General features: G+C 35.7%; 17 protein-coding genes, 1 tRNA gene and 1 rRNA gene. 9 read left to right on the top strand and 10 right to left on the bottom strand.

Features of this window, described 5'->3' with window-relative positions:
- Positions 1-98: 98 nt before the first annotated feature.
- Positions 99-668 (bottom strand): hypothetical protein, encoded by a 570-nt coding sequence (locus G4D63_RS10040; protein WP_163179523.1) that lies wholly within the window; start codon positions 666-668, stop codon positions 99-101.
- A 127-nt stretch (positions 669-795) separates the two neighbouring features.
- Here G4D63_RS10040 and G4D63_RS10035 point away from each other — a divergent pair, with 127 nt between their 5' ends.
- The 4 genes from G4D63_RS10035 to G4D63_RS10020 all read left to right on the top strand — a co-directional run bounded on the left by G4D63_RS10035 (position 796) and on the right by G4D63_RS10020 (position 5,288).
- Positions 796-1,677, top strand: coding sequence for a GNAT family N-acetyltransferase (locus G4D63_RS10035; protein ID WP_163179522.1), 882 nt, complete (start codon positions 796-798; stop codon positions 1,675-1,677).
- Positions 1,678-1,758: 81 nt separating this feature from the next.
- Positions 1,759-2,355, top strand: coding sequence for a hypothetical protein (locus G4D63_RS10030; protein ID WP_163179521.1), 597 nt, complete (start codon positions 1,759-1,761; stop codon positions 2,353-2,355).
- A 98-nt stretch (positions 2,356-2,453) separates the two neighbouring features.
- Positions 2,454-3,719 (top strand): ATP-binding protein, encoded by a 1,266-nt coding sequence (locus G4D63_RS10025; protein ID WP_163179520.1) that lies wholly within the window; start codon positions 2,454-2,456, stop codon positions 3,717-3,719.
- Between the two features lie 216 nt (positions 3,720-3,935).
- On the top strand, positions 3,936-5,288 hold the full coding sequence (locus tag G4D63_RS10020) for a methyl-accepting chemotaxis protein (RefSeq protein WP_420837817.1): 1,353 nt from the start codon (positions 3,936-3,938) through the stop codon (positions 5,286-5,288).
- Positions 5,289-5,440: 152 nt separating this feature from the next.
- Here G4D63_RS10020 and G4D63_RS10015 read toward each other — a convergent pair whose 3' ends face one another.
- The 5 genes from G4D63_RS10015 to aepX form a co-directional block, all read right to left on the bottom strand.
- Positions 5,441-7,489, bottom strand: a complete 2,049-nt coding sequence (locus tag G4D63_RS10015) for a molybdopterin oxidoreductase family protein (RefSeq protein WP_163179518.1) — start codon at positions 7,487-7,489, stop codon at positions 5,441-5,443.
- A gap of 548 nt (positions 7,490-8,037) precedes the next feature.
- A complete protein-coding gene (locus tag G4D63_RS10010) occupies positions 8,038-8,811 on the bottom strand; it encodes a YheC/YheD family protein (RefSeq protein WP_163179517.1) in 774 nt (257 codons plus the stop codon).
- Positions 8,798-9,943 (bottom strand): 2-aminoethylphosphonate aminotransferase, encoded by a 1,146-nt coding sequence (locus G4D63_RS10005; protein ID WP_163179516.1) that lies wholly within the window; start codon positions 9,941-9,943, stop codon positions 8,798-8,800. Before G4D63_RS10005 ends, G4D63_RS10010 begins: the two co-directional genes overlap by 14 nt.
- A 19-nt stretch (positions 9,944-9,962) precedes the next feature.
- A complete protein-coding gene (gene aepY / locus G4D63_RS10000) occupies positions 9,963-11,090 on the bottom strand; it encodes a phosphonopyruvate decarboxylase (protein ID WP_163179515.1) in 1,128 nt (375 codons plus the stop codon).
- On the bottom strand, positions 11,091-12,002 hold the full coding sequence (aepX, locus tag G4D63_RS09995) for a phosphoenolpyruvate mutase (RefSeq protein ID WP_163179514.1): 912 nt from the start codon (positions 12,000-12,002) through the stop codon (positions 11,091-11,093).
- Between the two features lie 592 nt (positions 12,003-12,594).
- Here aepX and G4D63_RS09990 point away from each other — a divergent pair.
- Positions 12,595-16,512 (top strand): adenylate/guanylate cyclase domain-containing protein, encoded by a 3,918-nt coding sequence (locus G4D63_RS09990; protein WP_163179513.1) that lies wholly within the window; start codon positions 12,595-12,597, stop codon positions 16,510-16,512.
- 144 nt (positions 16,513-16,656) lie between these two features.
- Here G4D63_RS09990 and G4D63_RS09985 read toward each other — a convergent pair.
- Positions 16,657-16,729, bottom strand: a tRNA-Ala gene (locus G4D63_RS09985).
- Positions 16,730-16,893: 164 nt separating this feature from the next.
- Between G4D63_RS09985 and G4D63_RS09980 the strand changes: the two genes are divergently transcribed.
- Together G4D63_RS09980 and G4D63_RS09975 are read left to right on the top strand one after the other, a co-directional pair.
- Complete coding sequence (locus G4D63_RS09980; RefSeq protein WP_163179512.1) at positions 16,894-17,196, top strand: DUF4359 domain-containing protein; 303 nt, start codon at positions 16,894-16,896, stop codon at positions 17,194-17,196.
- A gap of 170 nt (positions 17,197-17,366) precedes the next feature.
- Positions 17,367-17,672 (top strand): hypothetical protein, encoded by a 306-nt coding sequence (locus G4D63_RS09975; protein ID WP_163179511.1) that lies wholly within the window; start codon positions 17,367-17,369, stop codon positions 17,670-17,672.
- Between the two features lie 48 nt (positions 17,673-17,720).
- Here the strand turns inward: G4D63_RS09975 and G4D63_RS09970 are convergent, their stop codons facing one another.
- The gene (locus G4D63_RS09970; RefSeq protein ID WP_163179510.1) at positions 17,721-18,380 is read right to left on the bottom strand and encodes an oxidoreductase; all 660 of its coding nucleotides are present in this window, start codon (positions 18,378-18,380) and stop codon (positions 17,721-17,723) included.
- Positions 18,381-18,503: 123 nt separating this feature from the next.
- On the opposite strand from G4D63_RS09970, the gene G4D63_RS09965 reads away from it, so the two are divergent.
- The gene (locus G4D63_RS09965) at positions 18,504-19,406 is read left to right on the top strand and encodes a DMT family transporter (RefSeq protein ID WP_163179509.1); all 903 of its coding nucleotides are present in this window, start codon (positions 18,504-18,506) and stop codon (positions 19,404-19,406) included.
- A gap of 9 nt (positions 19,407-19,415) precedes the next feature.
- Here the strand turns inward: G4D63_RS09965 and G4D63_RS09960 are convergent, their stop codons facing one another.
- Positions 19,416-19,604: a hypothetical protein gene (locus tag G4D63_RS09960; RefSeq protein WP_163179508.1), complete on the bottom strand. Its 189-nt coding sequence runs from the start codon at positions 19,602-19,604 to the stop codon at positions 19,416-19,418.
- A gap of 149 nt (positions 19,605-19,753) precedes the next feature.
- Complete coding sequence (thiT, locus tag G4D63_RS09955; RefSeq protein WP_163179507.1) at positions 19,754-20,314, bottom strand: energy-coupled thiamine transporter ThiT; 561 nt, start codon at positions 20,312-20,314, stop codon at positions 19,754-19,756.
- Between the two features lie 524 nt (positions 20,315-20,838).
- On the opposite strand from thiT, the gene G4D63_RS09950 reads away from it, so the two are divergent.
- A 16S ribosomal RNA gene (locus tag G4D63_RS09950) occupies positions 20,839-20,975 on the top strand; the annotation flags it as partial.

Below are 20,975 nucleotides of genomic sequence, written 5' to 3'. Positions count from 1 at the left end.
TTTGAAATGATTACATTAGTTGCTTTAAAAAAGAAACACAGCAAAATATAGAACTTAATAGTATTTAAGAGAGAGGGGGGAGCCCTCTCTTTTTTATGTCACTTCTTCTTTAAGGTTGTACCTAAGATATTTTGGCCTTTTACATTTACCCAATAAGTGAATGTAATGGAATCTCCCTTTTTCAATCCTTTGATTTTGTGTTTATTATCACCAGTTATTCTTATCATTTTATAATTCTTACCGATTTTAACTTCAAAGGATTGTTGATCAGCCATTCCCATGTATGTTCCAGAAGCTCTTACACTTGTACTTTTAGTACCTTTTTTAATGGTTTCTTTTTTTACAGTGCTTCCAAGGATGTTTTGTCCTTTCACATTAACCCAGTAACTGATGGTGATAAGATCGCCCTTTTTTAATCCCTTTATCAGGTGCTTATTTTTTTCTAATAACCGGATGATTTTTGTGTCTTGATCAAACTTCACCTCAAAGGACTGATTATCAGCTAAGCCTATGAAAGTTCCTTTAGCCTTTACACTAGTACTTTTTTTAACTACCGCTGACTTAGCATACACTTCTTCCTGAAGACCACCTACTGTACTTCCAAATAAAATGCCGGTTACTAGTAAGGTTATTGTTCCTAACTTGATTGCTGTTTTTTCAAATTTCATTGTAATCACTCCTTTTATAATGCTGAATTCCACTAATTAGACGAAGGCTTTAGGGAAAAGTTACCAGTTTAAATGACGGTTTATATAAAAAAAGTTATAGTTATAAAAGGAGAGAGGGTGACTTGCTTTGAAGGATATCAATATTATCAGGAAAATAAGAGATAATGATCAACTAAGAGCTAGCTTTAATCTATTAGCTTCTTCAACTTTTGGGATTAGCTTTGAGGAGTGGTATCAAAAGGAGTTTTGGACTGAAAAATATGACCCTTTTTGCTGTGTGGTCGACGATCAGGTTGTGGCCAATGTGTCAGTTAATAAACTTAGTCTCATCGTTGAGGGAACTAAGTGGAGAGCATTACAAATCGGAACAGTTATGACCGACCCTCTGTACCGAAACCAGGGGTTATCTAGGTTGCTAATGAATAATGTGTTGGAAACATACCGTAATCAATATGATATTATGTATTTGTTTGCTAATCAAACAGTGCTGAATTTCTATCCAAAGTTTGGTTTTCAAGCAGTTGCTGAATATCTATATAAAATGGAATATCAGCTTGAACATATCGATGTTGGGACGGTTCAGCATTTAAATGTTAATAATGAGAACGATTTAGAATTTATCTACGAATTTGCAAAGAACCGAATCCCGGTCTCTCAAGCATTTTCTACTATAGATTCCGAAGAATTGCTTATGTTTTATTGTTTATACGTTTTCCCGCAGCATGTTTACTATCTTCCTGAGGAGGATGTAATCATCGTATGTAAACAGGAAAAAAACGATCTACATATCTATGATCTTGTTAGTAAAAAGGAAGTTATTCTCAAGAAACTGTTAGCATCAATTGCCAATCTGGAAACAGAAACAATTTTGTTTCATTACACCCCAGATTATAATAGGCTTGAAATCAAAAAGGAATTATACCGTGGAAGTGAACAGTTATTTGTGAAAATAAACTCAAAACTACTGTTACCTAAAGTGTTTAAGCATCCACTTACTTCACAGGCGTAAACTTTTTTAAATAGAATTGTAACCTTTTGGAAGTACTTCCGTCTCATAGTTTGAAATCAAAAAAAATATGAGGTGAACAATATGAAAATACTTAAATTTATTCCAATCGTTGGATTAACTCTAGCACTTACAGCTTGTGGAACAACTACAGCGGAAGAGTCTACTGAAACAGGAGTTGTTACAGAAGGGGTAAGTGGTTCAGGAGAAAATAGCTCAAAAGAAGAATCAAAATCAATCGTCATCAAGGAGGAAGCTTCTTTTGTTGGTCAGGTAGACTCGAATTCAATAGAGGTTCATACAGAAACAGAAACATTAACACTTCAGGTTGGAGAAGTGGTCAACGTTGATTGGAGCAGCCTTGAAAAGAATGCACTAGTAACGATTGAATATTTTATGAATGAAGAAGGTCAATATGAATTAGCAAGTATCGTGGTACCAACTGCAGAAAACAAGGAAAGTGAAAAGGTTGAGGTTATAACAGAGAAGGCTGCATATGTGGGCCAAATAGATATAAATTCAATAGAAGTGAACACTGAATTTGAGACAATAGCTTTACAAGTTGGAGAAATAAAGGGCATCGATTGGGCGTCTATCGAAAAAGGTGAACCAATCACGATTGAATATTATAAAAATGATGCAGGTCAACATATATTGACAAATGTTACGATTAACCGTTGAGAAATCAACGGTTTTTCTTTATAGAAATTTCTACTATTTTACCTGTAAATGCTTTACAATTAATAGGATTGTTATTGATGAACTAAGAGGGGCATATAATGAGTAAATCCTATAAACTTATCTTGTTTTTTATAGTTAGCGTTTTATGGTTTTTTGGAATAGATCTTGTAATTAGTTTAGGTGACTTATCCGATTCATTCGTTTGGTACGTGGAAAGAGCCAAGGAAATAGTCTATATATTATTTGTAGGGATTTTTTTGCTTTATGCAATGACTGAAAAAGAAGAGTTGAGGGAAATCAAGGAGGCTAAACAGCATCTATCTACTCTGATTAATGCGATGGTCGACTGTGTAAACTTCAAGGATGGCCAAGGGAGATGGATTGAAGCAAACGATTTTGGGCTAAAGCTATTTCAGTTAGAAGGTGTGGACTATAAGGGAAAGAAAGACTCCGAGATTGCCGAGTATGCTTCCTTTTATAGGGAAGCGCTGATCTATTGTGAAACCTCTGATGAGGAAGCATGGTTAAATGGAACAACGACTAGGTGTGAAGAAATTATTCCAATGCCAGATGGTTCTGAAAAAATCTTTGATTCTATCAAGATTCCATTATTTTATGAAAACGGAGCAAGAAAGGGTTTAGTTGCCATCGGTCGTGATGTTACAGATCAAAAATTAAATGAGGAAATATTAAGAAGGGCTGAGAAACTTTCGGTAGTAGGCGAGCTTGCTGCTAGTGTTGGGCATGAAATTAGGAATCCACTCACCTCTCTAAAGGGGTTTGTGCAGTTGTTCTTAGAAGATGAAGAAAATCAAAAACATAAGCCGTATTATGAGATTATGTTAAGTGAGCTAGATCGTATTAATCATATAGTAGGGGAACTACTGATACTTGCTAAGCCTCAGAAGATTAGTATTTCTAAGCATAGCATTAATCTAATAATGACGGATGTTATTTCTTTAGTTGAAACACAGGCAAATATGAACAATGTAAAGATCAAGTTTGAGGCACCTGATGATATCGTCATTGATTGTAGTGAAAATCAACTTAAGCAACTATTTATCAATCTTATAAAAAATGCAATTGAAGCTTCTAATAGTAATAGTGAGGTTGTAGTTTCCATACTTAGAAGTGGAGTAGACTTAACTAAAGTTTTGGTAGAGGATCGCGGGATAGGACTTAGCGAGGAATTTCTATCTCGAATTGGAGAACCCTTTTATTCTTCCAAAGAGAAGGGGACCGGCTTAGGACTGACTGTTAGTATGAAAATTGTTGAACAGCATAAGGGGAAGCTACAGTTTCATAGTGAGAAAAACGTAGGAACAAAAGTCGAAGTAACTTTACCAATCTCTCATATAGGATAATCTAAAAAAAATAATAGAGGCAAGTGCCTCTATTATTTTTTTGTATTCAATTATGACGAAATTTGTCGATATAAAGAGTAGAACAGATATATTTGAGGGGGAAGAGATTTGGCTTCTGTATATGAAAGGACAAGTTCTAGAATACTGACCTTTGCTTTATCCGGTTTGCTTTTATCTTGTATACCAATCCTATTAGTGATTACCCTTTTGGGTTTAATGGCTTGGAAGGAGTTTCTTACAATTTTAGCTATTACTCCGGTACTACTAGGGAGTAGTTATGCAATTTATAGAAAAACACATGAAACAGAACGCGGTAAATATTATATTTCCGGAATATCCTTTTTAATCTGCTTAATTTTTGTCTGGTATATACCTTCTGAAGAAACATGGGCAGCTATGTCTCTTTATGTGTTATTATCTCTTATCTATCTTGAAGGTAAGGTCATTGTATTAGCCACAGTATATGCATTAATTATTAACATGATTTATATCATTTTTAATCCTTACTATCAGGCTTTAGAGATTATTGATACTATTGTCATTGTTACTATTACGATTATGATAGGAGTGGTTTCCTATTGTATTACGTTAATGGGCCAGAAAATGGTAGCTGACGTAAAGAGTAATGAGAGTAAGGTAACAGACCTTCTTCTAGAAATTACGAGCTCTGTTGAATCGATTGAGAGATTTGGGAAAACCTTGAACCAACGGGTGTTAGAGACAAAAAATATTTCAAATGAGATTATTACAGGATACACAGAGGTATCAAACGGTGCTGAAATGCAAGCATCTGGAATTGCTGATATAAATGAAAAAGTATTAGGTACCAATACATTTATCACAGGAATTTCGGAACATTCCAATGAGCTGAAGGATCTTTCGATATCTACTTCTAAGGTGACCAATCAAGGAAATGAATTGATTCTCTCTATGCAACAGGAATTACATCATGTTGAAGAGATGCAGGGGAAAACAGTTCAGTTAATGACTACTCTCGAAGAAAAAACGAATAGTATTAGTCACATTTTAAAGGCAATTGAAGATATTGCTACCCAAACGAACTTACTCTCTTTAAATGCTTCAATTGAAGCTGCAAGAGCTGGGGAACATGGAAAAAGCTTCGCCGTTGTTGCCGCTGAAATCCAAAAATTAGCGGGGAGTGCTGGTGGTTCTGCTAAAGAAATAGCCATGATTCTGTCAGATATACAAACACAAACCCATGCCGTATCAGATCAGCTCACCAAAGGAAATACGGCTATCGAACATGGTCAGAAGGCTGCCGATGAATCGATTCAGTTATTTAATATTGTTACAAAGAATATGAACGATGTGTTGACTAAAGCATCGGAGATACAAGGAATGTTAAATAAGCTTGATGAAAATGCTAGTGGAATTGGTAAAGAAATTAGTACGATTTCTAATATAACAGAAGAATCAACTGCTTCTATTGAACAAATGACAGCATCGCTTGACCTACAAACAGAGAGAATTGAATCTATTAGCGAGAGCTTCACAGAACTAGAAGAAATGATTGAGAATCTTAACAAACTTGCGAAGAGTAATACCTAAAGCATAGACATTTTGCAATTAAAAAGAGGGTTAAGCTGATGCTAACCCTCTTTGTTATTTTAGAAATTACGTAGTCTCTATTATGAACGTTCACAATCGAGTTAAAGATTGTTTTTAGGCTCAGGCACAAGATTCCAATTGAATTCTATTAATTACGATTTCTCCACTTTGGCGACATCAACACGGCAGGAGAAAAAAGTCGCTCCATTTCCCATATCTGCCACTCTGTCAGGAGTTAGTGAATTTACTAACTGCTTGGTGTTAGGTAAGTCCGCCCAAAGTCCTTGTGTAACCACGACACCTGGTAGTACATTTTCTCCCACGGAAGCCTTCAGTACGCAGTTCCCCCTGGAATTCCAAATCTTCACATAGTCTCCATCGCTAATGCTAAGAGTTGAAGCATCATATACATTTATAAACAAACGAGGTTCTTTTTCAAGTGAAATGTGCTTTTCGTTATTTGAAAAAGTAGAGTTTATATAATTGTGATTTGGACCAGGTATAAATAAAAACGGATAATCCCCATCATGAACAATAGGCTCATAAGTTGGTAGAGGTGGATACCCATGCTCTTCCATTTGCTTAGAGTAAAGCTCGATGTTACCACTCGGTGTCATAAGTTTACCTGGTAACAAAGGTTTTATGTTTGCCTTCATGTATTTCTGTTCTACTAAACGCTCGTACGTAATGCCCTCTATATATGAATTGCTCGTATAGTCTAGAGCCTGACTAATCAATTCTGCTTCTGTCTCATATAGACAGGAATCCTCGAAGCCAATTGCTTTAGAAAGCAATTGAAAAACCTCTACATTTGATTTGGATTCACCATATCTTTCTATGACAGGCTCTTGAATTTGAATATAGTGATGCCAATAGGATGTATAGAAGTCGGTGTTTTCAAAAGCTGATGTAGCAGGAAGAACAATATCAGCGTATTTTGCAGTCTCTGTTAAAAATAATTCATGCACAACAACAAATAGATCTTCACGTTCTAGTCCTAATCTCACTTTATTTCCTTCTGGCGCCACCACTGCCGGATTGGTGCCATATACATACAGCGATTGGATCGGTGGATTACTGTCTAAAAGAGCTCTTCCTAATTGATTCATATTAATTACTCTTGTATTTTTATTTTGCAATAAATCAAAGCGTTGTAAACTATCTGCATTATGTGCTAAGTATCCTCCATTGCCTTTTATTGCTCCTCCGCCTTTTAAAAGCCATTGGCCTGTAAGAGCTGGTAGACAAGCAATAGTACGAATACACATTCCGCCCTGATCATGATGCTGTGGTCCATTGCCAATTCGAATAAAAGAAGGACTCGTATTTCCATAGATCCGTGCTAATTTATAAAGATCATCAACAGGTACTCCTGTAATTTTTGATACAGAAGCGGGATTATATATTTTGACATGCTCTCGTAATTCTTCGTGCCCCAATGTATATTGCTCTAGAAAATGATCATCAACCAAATTCTCAGCAAATAATATATGCATCATTCCAAGTGCAAGGGCAGTATCCGTGCCAGGAAGTATAGGAATAAACCAATCTGCAAATTGCCCTGTTTGGTTTTTATGAACATCAATCACAATGATCTTTGCCCCATTTTTGCGAGCCTTTTGAGCCAAGGCAACTTGATGCATATTAGTACTTACCGCATTTATACCCCAAAAAATAATTAGTTTTGAACTAATCGTATCTTCTGGGTCAATACCAAAGCTTCCCCCCATCGTATACTTATATCCGACAGAACCAGCTGCAGAGCAAATAGATCGATCTAAAAGAGAAGCTCCGAGACGATGAAAAAATCGACGATCCATTCCTTCAGCACTTAGACGCCCCATATTCCCATAGAAACTGTATGGGAGAATACTTTCGGGACCATTAGTTTCAATTAGTTTCTTCCACTTGCAAGAAATTGTCTCAATGGCTTCTTCCCAACTAATTTCTTCAAACTTTCCTTCACCCTTCTTTCCTACACGCTTTAAAGGAAATTGTAAGCGATTTGGATCATAGATGCGGTGGGTCATATGGCGTACTTTATTGCAGATATTCCCCTTGGTGACAGGATGGTTAGGATCACCCTCTATTTTCACAATTTTTCCATCCTGCTTATGTACAAGTAAGCCACACTGATCAGGGCAATCTAACGAGCAAACAGAAGGGAATATTCCGGTTTTTTGGCTAGTGAATGAGTTCATACTTGGTACTCCTCTCTTTAAAAAACCTATATCTTATTCTCTTAGAATTGTAAACGGCTGCTTATTTATAAATAAATTATAGTTTAGTAAGGGGAGGATGAAAACGATAAGTTTTGGCAGATGGAGTCTTCCTACAAGTTTAAATAGGATGTTTGAGAGTAGTCACACATTTACTGTCGACGACCCTAGGATTCTTTCTTACTATTTATTAAGATAGGTTGACTTCCTGGCGTAGAAGCTTTGGGAAAGAGGCTTATATGACCGATTTATGCTTATGATTACCTTTTATTGAAGGAGTTTTAAAAACGTCCTTACTAGGTGTAATCACCTACATAAAGGACGCTTAGTAATTGACATTTAATAACGGTTATAAACTTGTTAGGAAGAATGATGGACCATAAGGGGCTAGATAAATAGCTCAAGGAATAAAGGCTAGCATATACTTATTGGAAGATTCTCTTACCGGTTTATCCTATGAAGCGTTAGAGTATCACTTTACCGGATATAAGGTAAAGTTAGGAATTAGAACTATTTTAACGTACGTTTAACTAAATATCCCTCTCCTTCTTTTTTCTACTATGGTATCTCTTTAGTTTCTTTATTTTACGGTACATTTTTTTATTTTTCAGTTTAGAAAAGTGGGAGAGTAAAGGTTTTAAGTTTGCCTCAATAATCCAAATATGCCCGTCACGATCTATGGCCATATCCAAACCAAATATGTTATTGCTACTATAAAATCCTTCTAATGTTTTTGCAGCTAGCAAGGATATTCGCTCTAATTCTGATACTAATACTTTACTATTTCTTTTTGATTCGTATATATTAGAGGCTTTAATAGCTTTGGTAACAGGCAAAACTTTCCCCTTACTTAATCTATTGTTAGTTACAAAGAAATCTTCCCCTGCTAATTTTGCAACTTTACCTGTAACAATCCACTTATTCGTGTGCTTTTGTTTTTGGACAATTACCCGAATATCAAATGGCCTACCTTGGACAGTAGCCAAAGGGATATACTCCTGTACTATATAGGAGCTAGTTTTTTTTATTTCTTCTTTTAAGTGAGCGTGGGCACTATCCATATCTGTAAAGTGATTCTTCCTACTTAAATAATGGATTTCAACATTATCTGATTCTCTTGACGTAATTTTATATATCTTTCTCCCTCGGCTTCCTGCTCGTGGTTTTATAATCACTGTTTGGTGTTCTTTAACGAAATTCCATAGTTTTTGTTTTGAAGAAAACCTTATCGTTTTGGGGAGATGTGGCACAACTCTTTTATTTTTTCTTAAGGTTATATACTTTTTCCACTTATTCCATTTCACCATGATCGCTCACACCTTTCTTATAGAAGTAACCAATTTCTTGTAGGTAGCTTTCTAATAATCTTAAAAATACTTCCATATCTTCTATAGTAAGATCACCAATGTTTGCTATTCTAAAGGAGTTTAAATTGTTAAGCTTCCCAGGATAGATGGTAATCCCATAATTGTAAAAATAATCATGCATGTGGTTGAAGTTATATGCAGTACAATCAGGTTCTAATATAGCGGTGATAATTTTTGAATGATTCTTTTTTGAGATAAGATGTGTTAAGCCTAATCTTGAAAGGCCTGCCACTAAAATTTCCCATAACTCGCTATATCGTTTATACCTTTCATCTATCCCTTCTTCTTTTAATTCTAGGATGGCTTGTTTTAGTGCATAGATTGTCTGCACGGGTGGAGTAAAACGCATCTGGCCTGTTTCTGTAAAGGTTTGAAACTGTGAATATAGGTTTAAATAGTAGTTGGAAGGCTTTACTTCTTTTTGCTTTTGTAATTCAATGGTCTTAGCAATTACAAAAGAGACCCCTGCCATTCCTTGGAGATTTTTATTTGAGCTTGCAGCAAGAAAACTAATGTTCATTTTTTTCATCTGTATAGGAATAGCAGCATAAGAACTCATTGCGTCCACAATCATTTCAATATTTTGCTCTCTACAAATCTTGCCGATCTTCTCAATATCATTCAATAATCCTGTCGTTGTTTCATTATGAACAACAGCTAAATAGGATACTTTTCGGGGGAAATTCAATATAAATTCTCGCAATTCTTTTATGTTAATTGCACAATCATACGGACTCTGAAATTCAACCCAATCAAGACTATACGCTTCTGCAATTTCACACATCCTAACTCCGTATAGGCCATTGTTAATAATGATTATTACTCCATCATTCGCAACTGAACTTAGGATAGACTCTACTGCAGCAGTTCCAGATCCCCCGAACAATACAGTTGAATATTCCTCGGTATTAGCGACGAGGCTCGTGAGTTCTAATGAAACTTCATTTATAACGTTGCAGAACTCCCTTTCACGGGGGCAAATGTCAGGAACTACTTGTGCAAATTTAACAGTGTCAGTTGTTGTAGCTGGACCTGGATTTAATAATATGTTCCGCTTTAATTTAGTCATTTCGCACCTCCTCATCTATTTAATTGATAAATCGTTTGAGACGAGCCTTCACTTCTGCCGGGGTGACTTTGGGGCGTCCAAGATTTTCTTTGGACCCTGGAGTTATCTTTATATATAAAAAAGTAAGTCCTTTTTCTTTCTTCCAATCTACTATTCTCATTTGAAGCTCTTCTAAACTGTGTACATAGAAAGAGTTTTCATAGCCATTCGCGGAAGCAATTTCAACAAAGTTAACATTGTTGGAAACAGTATTCTGCCCACCAGTTGAATCATGTGACTGATTATCCAGTATTATGTGAAGCATATTTTTAGGCTGGTAGAATCCATTTGTCGCTAAGCTTCCCATCCTCATTAGCAAGGATCCATCTCCATCAATGACCACCACTTCTTTGTCCTGACGAGTATAAGCTAATCCAAGTCCAAGGGAACTAACACATCCCATGGAACCAACCATATATAAATTGTTGACGGCATCTTCAATTTCGTATAGTTCTCGACCAGTTTTACCGGTTGTTGCTAACTGAATAGTTTTGTCATCTTTTAATTGGTTGATCGCACTAAGAGTTTCATAGCGGGTTGGCATTTGGTCCTCAGCAATCTTTCCTTGTTTGTTTTTATTTTTATTGTTCACGGTGAAGTCTTTCATTAATTTTTCTTTTTTGAATGTCCCTTTTTTTACGACAAAGAAATAGGGTTCTTGTTTATCAATGAACTCAGCTGCTTTTTTCACTTGTGTTCTGGCTACATGTTCTATTGGAGATAAAATGTCCCATTTTATTTGCATCAAGTCCAACATTTCACCTGTAATTTCACCCATAAGTTCATGCTGGGGTTCATCACTTAAACCTGGTTCACCCCGTAGGCTAACGAATCCAAGGACTGGGATTTTAAAAGGATAGGTTAAGGAAGTTAATGGAGAAACGGCATTTGTTAATCCTGAGTTTTGCATTAAAACTACGGGTTTTCTTCCCCCTAAAAAAGCTCCAGAGGCTATTGCGACTGCATCACCTTCATTGACTGCAGCTATATAATCACATTCATTAATTGAATAGTTGATGAGATCTTTTAAAAAGGAACATGGTACACCAGTATAAAAGTCAAAACCAAGCGCTTTAAGGTCATTTCCGAATGTTTGTGTATCTAGCATTTAATCACCTTGCTCCCCGGTAGGGTCTATCTGTATTGTTTCAGGTAAATATTTCTTTTCTGCTTTTTGAAGCTCATCAACATTTTGAAGCCGGAAAATCTCGTCAACACCAACAATTTGATTTTCTACATGAATAAGGCTTTCATCTTTAAATATTTGTTTTGATATTTGTTGCATAGCGTTGATTGCAGCTCGTAAATTGTGATTTGCCCATATAACTGCATTTACTCCCAATTTTCTAAACTCATCGCTTGGAGTTTTATAATATTTCGTAGGAACAATCACAACAGGGTGCCTGCCTCCCCATTCCTTCATAAACATTTCAATTTCTTTAATAGAAGATTTTTTACTATGCATTAAAATAGCATCTGCTCCTGCCTTCCGATAGGCCTCTGCCCGCTTTAATGCTTCCTTGAGACCCCATCCGGCAATAAATGCTTCTACTCTAGCAACAACCATAAAATCTTCATCGAGTTGAGTATCTTTCATTGCTTTTATTTTCCCTGAAAACTCCTCAATTGAAGCAAGAGGCTGTGCGTCGCCATTTATAAACGAGTTTGTTTTCGGAAAAAGCTTATCCTCAATACAAACACCTGCTATGTTTAATTGTTCAAGTTTCTTAACAAGCCTTCTGGCATTATTAAAATTTCCATATCCTGTGTCACCATCTAAAAGGATCGGAATCTCTGTCGCGTCGCTCATATTTTCAAGTACATTTAATACATCGGTCCAAGATGCTTCGTTATTATCTCTGAGCCCCATGGAAGCAGAAAGAGAAAGGCCGCTTGCCCAGATTCCCTTAAAACCGGTTTCTTCGACAATCTTGGCTGATAGTCCGTTATGGGCTTCCATCAAAAAATCGAGTTTTGGAGAACTTAGTATATCCCTAAGTTGAGTTGTCTTCTTCTTCATTGTTTCCACACCTCGTTCTAATAGTTTTATTACCTATATAGTTGAATAAAGAAGGAAAGTAGATTAATTGAATATTGGTTTGCTCCCACCTGATTAGGCTTTAAACAATTTTCAATATTAGTACTTAGTCTCTTTTAATAAAATCCACTATAGTACTTAAGGTATGAGACAACGGAATGAATGCTTGGGCAATTTATAAAATTGGAGAATATATCACAGTAAAAGTGGTATTAGGGTAATAAAACTAGGAATATATCATCGATCTATATAAAACTTTGATTGAGGAAGCCTAATAGGATAGAGGATGTTATCAGTATTGTGTTTACAGATTTTCACAGTCAAAATGAGTGAATAGTATTGGTGTTATTTCAATAGAAGAAAATGTGTTGGATTGAGTACATATTGGATAGTTAGGACTGAACCTTTTCCATCACTTCACCCTGCTAGAGATGCTGTGTAATCACAAGATTAAACAAGATGAGATAAAAAGCTTGTAAACCTTCGAACAGTATACGAATTTCTCTATTCATAACGTCCCTTGAGAATTATAATGATGCTAGATACGGCATTATATTGATGAATGGGGAGCACGATGTTAAGTCATACGTCAGAATCACTAACAAGTTATTTATCTAATTACATTATAAGGAAGGTTCAAAATGACAGAATTATAGAAGGTCCTAAAGAGGATTTCTATAAGGGGGCCATTTTATTTGCAGATTTGTCGAAGTTTACAAGTTTAACGGAACAGTTAATGAAAAAAGGTTCAATTGGATTAGAAGAACTTTCTACTGTTTTGAATGGATACTTTAATAAAATTATTAGTTTGGTTACAGAGCATGGAGGAGAGGTTGTCAGCTTTGCTGGTGACGCACTGATCGCGGTCTGGAATAGTGAGGATGATGAACAGCTATCGTTATCCACTAAGTATGCGGTAATATGTGGTGCAGCTATGCAGGAATATATTTCGTCAACTCAAACTACTGAAAACATACAGTTATCGATGCGTGTACTAATTAGTGCAGGTTCTTATAAAGTATCGTTTGTAGGTGGCATAAAAGGAAAATGGGAAGTGGTGTTATCAGGTGAGGCTGTCGTTCAATTGCATACACTTGAAAATGCTTATGAACTAAAAAAGGTATTACTATCACCTCAGACTTACAAATTGCTTGCTATCAATGAAGATAATTTGGAAGATTTAAATTTACTTACGACTTCCATAATTACAACTCCAACATTAGAAATACCAGAAGAACAACAAACCTTATACGAACCTTATCTACCACCTTCTGTCCTGAGTACCATCTCTGAGAATCAGACAGATTGGTCGGCGGAATACCGATTTGTTACTGTCATGTTCGTCCATCTTCCAGACTACTATAAAGGTGATGCTTCGTTAGATGTAGTTCATAAAGTAATTAGAAGTATTCAAGATATCCTCAATTTTTATAACGGATCATTACATAAAATGAGTATAGATGAAAAAGGGGTATCAGTTATTTCAGCCATGGGTCTGCCATCATTAACACATGAAGATGATGGTCTAAGATTGATTAAAGCAGCAATTAGTATTTCTACGAATTTGAAAGAGATGGATGTCAACCATTCAATTGGAATAGCAAGTGGGTTGGTGTTCTGTGGAACAATAGGGAATAGAATTAAGCGCGAGTATACGATGATAGGGGATGTTGTAAATCTTGCAGCTAGACTTATGAGCATAGGGAAGATGTCCATATTCTGTGATGATGCCACTTTCCAATTAACTCAAAATGAGTTTCACTTTGGGAAACCAGAACATATTCTATTAAAGGGGCTATCATCTCATATACCGGTGTATAGTCCAATCGGTCTAAAAGGTAAAAACACTTCAACTTACAACCAAGCATTTGTTGGTCGACTAATAGAAGAGGAAGTGCTTAAGAACCGATTAGCTCGTTACGAATACGGAGAAAGTAGCATTGTTTTTATGCAAGGCGAAGCGGGCATTGGAAAAACGCAACTTCTTCAAAGATTGATAGAGGAAGCAAAAACGTTTAACTACAATGTTCTTACAGGATCAGGGGATTCTATAGAAAGGTTGACCCCTTACTATGCTTGGAGACCGATCTTTCATGAGATACTGAATGTACATACGTTACCAGAAGACGCATTACTTCGACAAAAAGAGATTCAGCAAAAAATTGAAAGAGAATTGCCTCATGTAAAACATCTTTGTCCATTGTTAAATGTGGTGCTTTCTTTAGATTTACCAGATAATGAATGGACAAGACCGATGACAGGACGTGTGCGAGCAGACAATACTCATCAGTTATTTATCGAGGTTTTACGATATTATATTGGAACCACTCCTACCGTTATTATGTTAGATGATGCACATTGGGTGGATTCTGCCTCTTGGTCATTCTTATTATCTTACTTAAATCATTGTTCTCCTAGTTTTATAGTTATGTCAATGAGACCAGAATTCTCAAATCTACCTCCTGAATATTCTGTGATAGAAAGTAAAGAAGATAGTATCAAAATTAAATTAGACGTACTAACCTTTGGTGAAACTAATCAACTTATTTCCCAATGTTTAGGTATTCAGAATTTGCCATCTAAAATAAGTTCGTTTATCTACGCTAAAACAGAAGGACATCCATTTTTCAGTGAAGAATTGGCTTATGCTTTGCGTGATGGTGGAATGATCACTATTACAGGGGATGTTTGTGAAATCAATATGGAGAAGTGGGATTTAGTTCAAGTTCAATTCCCTAATTCCATACAAGGGGTTATTACAAGTAGAATCGATCGACTATCCTATTCAGAGCAACTTGGATTAAAGACTGCAAGCGTAATAGGTAGGTCATTTACTTATTCAGCACTAGAGGGGATTTACCCCATTGTAAAAGAAACCGACAGACTGTCAGACTATCTATATGCCTATGAACAACTGAACCTCACGATGCTAGAAGAAGTGAATCCAGAACTTACGTATATGTTTAAGCACATTCTTACTCAAGAAGTAACGTATCATATGCTCGTGCATTCACAAAGAAAACAACTGCATCTTGCATTGGCAGAATGGTATGAAGAAAAATTCTCATCGGACCTATCACCATATTATAGCGTTTTAGCCTATCACTGGGATCAAGCAGAAGTGCCTCTTAAAACATTGGAGTATTTAGAGCTTGCAGGTAATCAATCCATGGAAACGGGTGCTTATCCTGATGCAGTAAAACTATTTAGTGAGTTGATTGAGAAAGCAGAAGGGAAGGTAGATTTATATAGTAGAAATAAACAAGGTGTTTGGCATCGTTTACTAGGAGAATCCTATATGGGGATAGGGGATATGATTAAAGCTGAGGCAAGCTTGAAAAAGGCTCTGACTCTGTTAGGGAACGGAGTGAAAGATAGCCGAATCTTATATAAGCTTTCGATGTTACAACAAGTTTCCATTCAGATTCTTCACAGAGCAATACCGAACTATTTTATTACATCTACTAAAGTAGTGGAGGATATTTTGGAACAAGCAAGATGTTATTTCCGTTTATCAGAAATCTACTTCTTTACTAATAAGCCGATGGACAATCTATATTGCTCTTTACGGGGACTTAATCTTGCGGAAAAGTCAGGTCCGTCTCTGGAGTTAGCTCAGATTACGGGGAATATGTGTGTAACTGCTGGAATTTTGACCTTCTATCCCTTAGCTCGAACTTATAGGAATCAGGCATTAAAGGTTGTAGAACAAGTGGACGATTTACGGGCAAAAGCTTGGGCTAGTATGGATATCTCTTTATACCACATAGGAGTAGGGGAATGGGAAGATTCGCTGAAACATAGCATTTTGGCAATGGGTATATATGAGAAAATCGGAGATCGAAGATACTGGGAGGCTTGTTCTTACCTGTATGTAAAAGCCCTTGCTTTTCATCTTGCTGATTATGAAAAAAGCTCCTTACTTGCAAATGAGATTTACCAATCGGGTAAGAAGAGTGGGAATGCACAGGCCCAATCATGGGGGTTACTAGGACAAGCAGAATGTTACATTTACCAAGAGCAATACCAAGATGCGATAGAATTACTAACTGAAGCAGAAGACTTAATTAAAATTAACATCGGATTAATTGAAGAAATAAGAGTTTATAGTCAACTAGCAGTTTCCTATTTAAAACTTAATCAGCTAGAACTGTCATTTCAATTTGCCGAAAAAGCATTAACACTAATTATGTTATCAGCTCCTACTGCTTACTATGCCTATGATAGCTATGCAGCTGTGGTAGAGGTCTATCTAAACAGAGTTCAACATCAACCTGAAATGACGGAGAAGTTTGAGCAAGCATTAGGTGAGCTTAAAAAGTTTGCGAAGATTTTCCCAATCGCTTGGTCAAGATATTATTTTTACAAAGCTAAATATTCGATCAATAATGATCTTGAAAAACAAGCTCTCAAATATAGAAGAGAAAGCCTAAAGTGGGCGGAAAAGCTAGATATGCCTTATGAGAAAAAGATAAATGGAAAAGGTTTATAGCGATTTTTAGTGTGTAGTACCTATTTATGAGCGGTTTATGTAATGATAGAAACATATTAACTGTAAACGTAGTCAAATAGGAGAGAAAACGAAGAGATTTTAGAAATAGGAAAAAACCCTTGCGTCTGCAAGGGTTTTTTAAAGTGGAGCATAGGGGGCTCGAACCCCTGACCTCTACGCTGCCAGCGTAGCGCTCTCCCAGCTGAGCTAATGCCCCGAGATATAATACATATAGCGATATTATACTATAAATTCACCACATTTCAACCCAAATTATTCTCACCTTATCATAGTAATAGAATGTCAGCACAAAGAAGTTGTGTTTATAACGTATAGTATATGGATAAGATGGAGACTAACAAGTTTTAGGAGGTTTCCATTTTGAAGAAAAGATATGTTATAGGAAGTATACTTGGGGTTTTGGTTTTGTTAATGGTGTTTTTAAACCCAGGTCAGGATAGATATGTTTCATGGGTGGCAGATCGCTTAACAGAGGAAAAGGGTATTTTAGTTAATATAGGAGTCGACTATGTTGCTAAACCCATTATAGACACCTCGACAACGAAAAAGGATTTCTTCTTTTTCACGGTTTATCATACAAACCTTTTAACAGATAAAGATATGATAACATTAGGAATCATGAATCAGTTTGTTCCTATTAAGAGCATAGCTTTTGAGAAATAACGAAGTCGATAATAGGCTTCGTTTTTTTTGGAGAAAATAATTAACATATAATAATGAATTCCAATTAACTTAGTCCATAAACTTGGAGCCAACCGGATTTTTCTGAAGAAAAAAGTAATATAGTTCATTAGGACAATCATAAAATAAAGTAGCGTGAATGGGGGGATAGTATGAAAAATGTGTTAGTGATTGTGACAATTCTAGGGATTGTAGCGTTTCTTGATACCCCTTTTTCTATGAGCGGGCATCGAGTTGATTTTGATACTCTAGTTCCAGCCATGGCTGAAGTAGAGGAAGAGGATTTGTCATTGGTTCCTACATTAGAAATGCAGTTGATAAAAAAAGAAGTTATTGATGGGCATGTTATAGAGACCTATCAGGAAATTGAAGTCACTAAAGATGAGAATGGTGATGTAATCTCTAGTGTACCTACTTCTAAGTATGAGTATTTACGCTACTTTATTTCAAAGCCATAAAAGGACACTTTGGTTGGTCTAACCAAAGTGTCCTTTTTGCTTACTTCTCTACTGACTCATCGTAAAAATCTCATCTGACTCATATATAAATAGTCCACAATGATCAATATTAGCTGCATGATACATAGCAGATGCAACATCCTTTGCTTGAATAGGACGATATTTTTTTCGTCCACCCGTTAAAAAGATATTTAATAGTGGTGTAAGGGAGGATGCGAATTTTTCTCCTAAACGAAATTCATCACGGTTACCTAGTAGGAGAGAAGGTCTAAAAATGTGAATAGCTGGGATTTTAATATTATGTATCTCTTGCTCTACTTCACCTTTGACCTGATTGTAAAAGAACCTAGAATTTACATCTGAGCCCATTGCGGTAATGATTAAAAAATTTCTTACACCACATTCTTCTGATAGTAAGGCTAGCTTAACAGGATATTCAAAGTCGACTAGCTTAAAGGCCTCTTTCGTTTTTGCCTTCTTGATTGTAGTTCCAAGACAACAGAAAACATCCTCCGCATATAAATGCTCTTTATATAACTCTAACTGATCGAAATTAACTTTAATCTGTTCTAATTTGTTATGTGTGATTTCTAATTTATTTCTTACTAATATTTTAACGTGGTCATAATAGTCACTACTTAGTAAAATCTCTAAAAGGCTTTTCCCAACTAATCCACTTGCTCCAACAATTACTGCAGTTTTTTTCATCCTCTGACCACCTTCAACTTATACAAAATATTTTTGCAAGATATCTCTTATTATTTTTTATACTCTTTTCTGATTTTGTCATATATAATAAATCTACAATTTTGAATACTTAGGAGAAAACAAATGGGCACAAATTTAACGAAAGCTTATTTGGCTTTGGCACTAGGAATTATAACCGTTTCATGCTCAGCGATTTTGGTGAAATTTGCCGAGGCGCCTTCATCAATTACGGCATTTTATCGTATTTTTTTCTCCGTATTAATAATGACTCCGCTATTTCTATTTAAGCATGTTGGTGAACTTAAAGCTATCACAAAACGGGATTGGATCTATTCTTCAATTGCTGGTGTATTCTTAGCCCTGCATTTTGTTTTGTGGTTTGAGTCACTTAGATTTACATCTGTGGCAAGTTCGGTTGTGCTTGTAACTTTACAGCCCATATTCGCATTTTTAGGAACATATTTATTTTTTAAGGAGAAGTTTACTTTCCGTTCGATCATGAGTGCTGTATTAGCCGTAATAGGTAGTATCATAATCAGTTGGGGTGACTTTAGGATTAGTGGGCTTGCATTGTGGGGAGATATCCTCGCGTTAATAGCGTGTTTGTTAGTAACGGTATATTTCTTATTTGGTCAAGATGTAAGGAGTAGGTTGTCGTTAGTTACCTACACATTTATCGTGTATCTCGTTAGTTCTGTAACTTTACTGATCTATGTCTTTTTTAGTGGAGATCCCTTATTTTCTTATACCTCTGAACAGTGGATGTATTTCTTATTATTAGCTATTTTTCCGACTCTTTTAGGACATACGATGTTCAATTACGCGTTACGCTGGGTAAGTACTTCCCTTATATCAGTAACTATACTAATTGAACCGATTGGAGCTTCTATATTGGCCTATTACTTACTTAATGAGCTTATTCATATCCATCAATTAGTTGGAGGAGCAGTAGTTATATCGGGAATTTGTCTATTTCTGCTATGGAAACAGAAAGAAGTCATTATAATAGAAAACAAAATTGCCTAGTGAAATTCACTAGGCAATTGACGTGGAAAAACTACTTGCAAACACGGCGAATACAAACCCCATGATCAAACAAAAAATCATGGTACCGCCCTTTACTTGCCCCTCTTCATTACTTATTTTTATTGCTTCCCAGTATCCTATTAAAAATAAGAAGACTGACATGATAATAGAAAATATCATAGCAGCAAAAAATATCATATAAGATCCCCCTAATATAAATTCCTCTACTAAAAGGTATGATAGAGATAATAGAATTATGTATATTGTTTCTTGCAAAAGAATAAAAAATATTTAATCCCTTATATAAAATAAAAAACCCATTCAAAATTTTTGAATGGGTTTTTATATCAATTTGTTTGTAATAATCTTTTTGAAGAACTAACCATGAGGATTAATACAATAGAACTTAGTATAAAAGCAGGTAACATATAAGATCCGTTATATAGTAGGGAGTATAATGCTACAGGTGTTCCTTCAGGAGCATAATCTGCAAAAAAGATGATACCTCCTATATAATGTGCAAGAAACCTTATGGAACTTCCAATAAGTGCACCAAGTATTATATATGTACTCAACTTACTTTTGTTTCCTTCTATTAAAGAAGTTTTTATTCTACCTGATACTAGACCAGCTAACCCTAATAAGGTAAACGCTAAAATATAGTCCATAAAGGCTTGAGGGATACTGTAGATATAAGGGGTGGTAATTAACTGAAGGGCTCCGTATAATAAACCGGATAATAATCCTCCTTTAATACCCCAACGAAATGCAATAAAAAAGACTGGAACCATTGATAAAGATACTGAACCACCCTGTGCCCATATCTTAAATGATAGAAAGTCTAGTAAATAAGCAAGTGACGAGAAAATTGCGACCTCTACCAGAAATACTATTTTTTTGTTCTGCAAGAAATATTCCTCCTAACTCAATTTCTACATATAGTAACTTTTTAATTATAGTTGTTTCTATATAAAATGTCTTCTTCCTAATAGACGAATCATGTTTAGGTCAGTTTAATGTAGCTAGTTTATGTTGATTTCCCAAAGTGAAATCAAATTTAGTTGAACAAGTACCCAAAGATCTTGTTTTTTCCGTCAGGGGCCTGTAATAATAAAAGAATTAAATTACCGAAAATAAATTTCAAAAAACACTTGAAATGATTATGGATAACATGTTATATTATTTTTTGTCGCCAGAAACCAAATCAACTCATTTAAAAAGTTTTAAAAAAGTGTTGACTTATTCGAAGGTGATGTGTTAAATTAATAAAGTCGCTTTTGAGCGATAGACAAGTTCTTTGAAAACTAAACAAAACGTCAAGCGTGTTGGTCTTTAAGGCCAACGCAAGTAATAAATTTTTAAAATCTACTGAGTTTTTTCGCTAACGCGAAAAAACTCAGTAGATTGCCGGTGTAATGAGCAATCAAACACTTTATTGGAGAGTTTGATCCTGGCTCAGGACGAACGCTGGCGGCGTGCCTAATACATGCAAGTCGAGCGGATCTCTTCGGAGATTAGCGGCGGACGGGTGAGTAACACGTGGGCAACCTGCCTGTAAGACTGGGATAA

Source organism: Bacillus mesophilus (assembly GCF_011008845.1).
In the GTDB taxonomy this organism is placed as follows: Bacteria; Bacillota; Bacilli; order Bacillales; family SA4; genus Bacillus_BS; species Bacillus_BS mesophilus.
Note: the sequence above shows the minus strand (reverse complement) of the source record. Positions and strands in the feature narration are given on the sequence as shown.

Coding starts and splice junctions, on each gene's coding strand:
- aepY (WP_163179515.1), bottom strand. CDS start 11,090: ATGCTAGATACACAAACATTCGGAAATGACCTTAAAGCGCTTGGTTTT.
- G4D63_RS10020 (WP_420837817.1), top strand. CDS start 3,936: ATGGCTTGGAAGGAGTTTCTTACAATTTTAGCTATTACTCCGGTACTA.
- G4D63_RS09990 (WP_163179513.1), top strand. CDS start 12,595: ATGTTAAGTCATACGTCAGAATCACTAACAAGTTATTTATCTAATTAC.
- G4D63_RS09965 (WP_163179509.1), top strand. CDS start 18,504: ATGGGCACAAATTTAACGAAAGCTTATTTGGCTTTGGCACTAGGAATT.
- G4D63_RS10030 (WP_163179521.1), top strand. CDS start 1,759: ATGAAAATACTTAAATTTATTCCAATCGTTGGATTAACTCTAGCACTT.
- G4D63_RS10015 (WP_163179518.1), bottom strand. CDS start 7,489: ATGAACTCATTCACTAGCCAAAAAACCGGAATATTCCCTTCTGTTTGC.
- G4D63_RS09960 (WP_163179508.1), bottom strand. CDS start 19,604: ATGATATTTTTTGCTGCTATGATATTTTCTATTATCATGTCAGTCTTC.
- G4D63_RS10025 (WP_163179520.1), top strand. CDS start 2,454: ATGAGTAAATCCTATAAACTTATCTTGTTTTTTATAGTTAGCGTTTTA.
- aepX (WP_163179514.1), bottom strand. CDS start 12,002: ATGAAGAAGAAGACAACTCAACTTAGGGATATACTAAGTTCTCCAAAA.
- G4D63_RS10040 (WP_163179523.1), bottom strand. CDS start 668: ATGAAATTTGAAAAAACAGCAATCAAGTTAGGAACAATAACCTTACTA.
- G4D63_RS09970 (WP_163179510.1), bottom strand. CDS start 18,380: ATGAAAAAAACTGCAGTAATTGTTGGAGCAAGTGGATTAGTTGGGAAA.
- G4D63_RS10005 (WP_163179516.1), bottom strand. CDS start 9,943: ATGACTAAATTAAAGCGGAACATATTATTAAATCCAGGTCCAGCTACA.
- G4D63_RS09975 (WP_163179511.1), top strand. CDS start 17,367: ATGAAAAATGTGTTAGTGATTGTGACAATTCTAGGGATTGTAGCGTTT.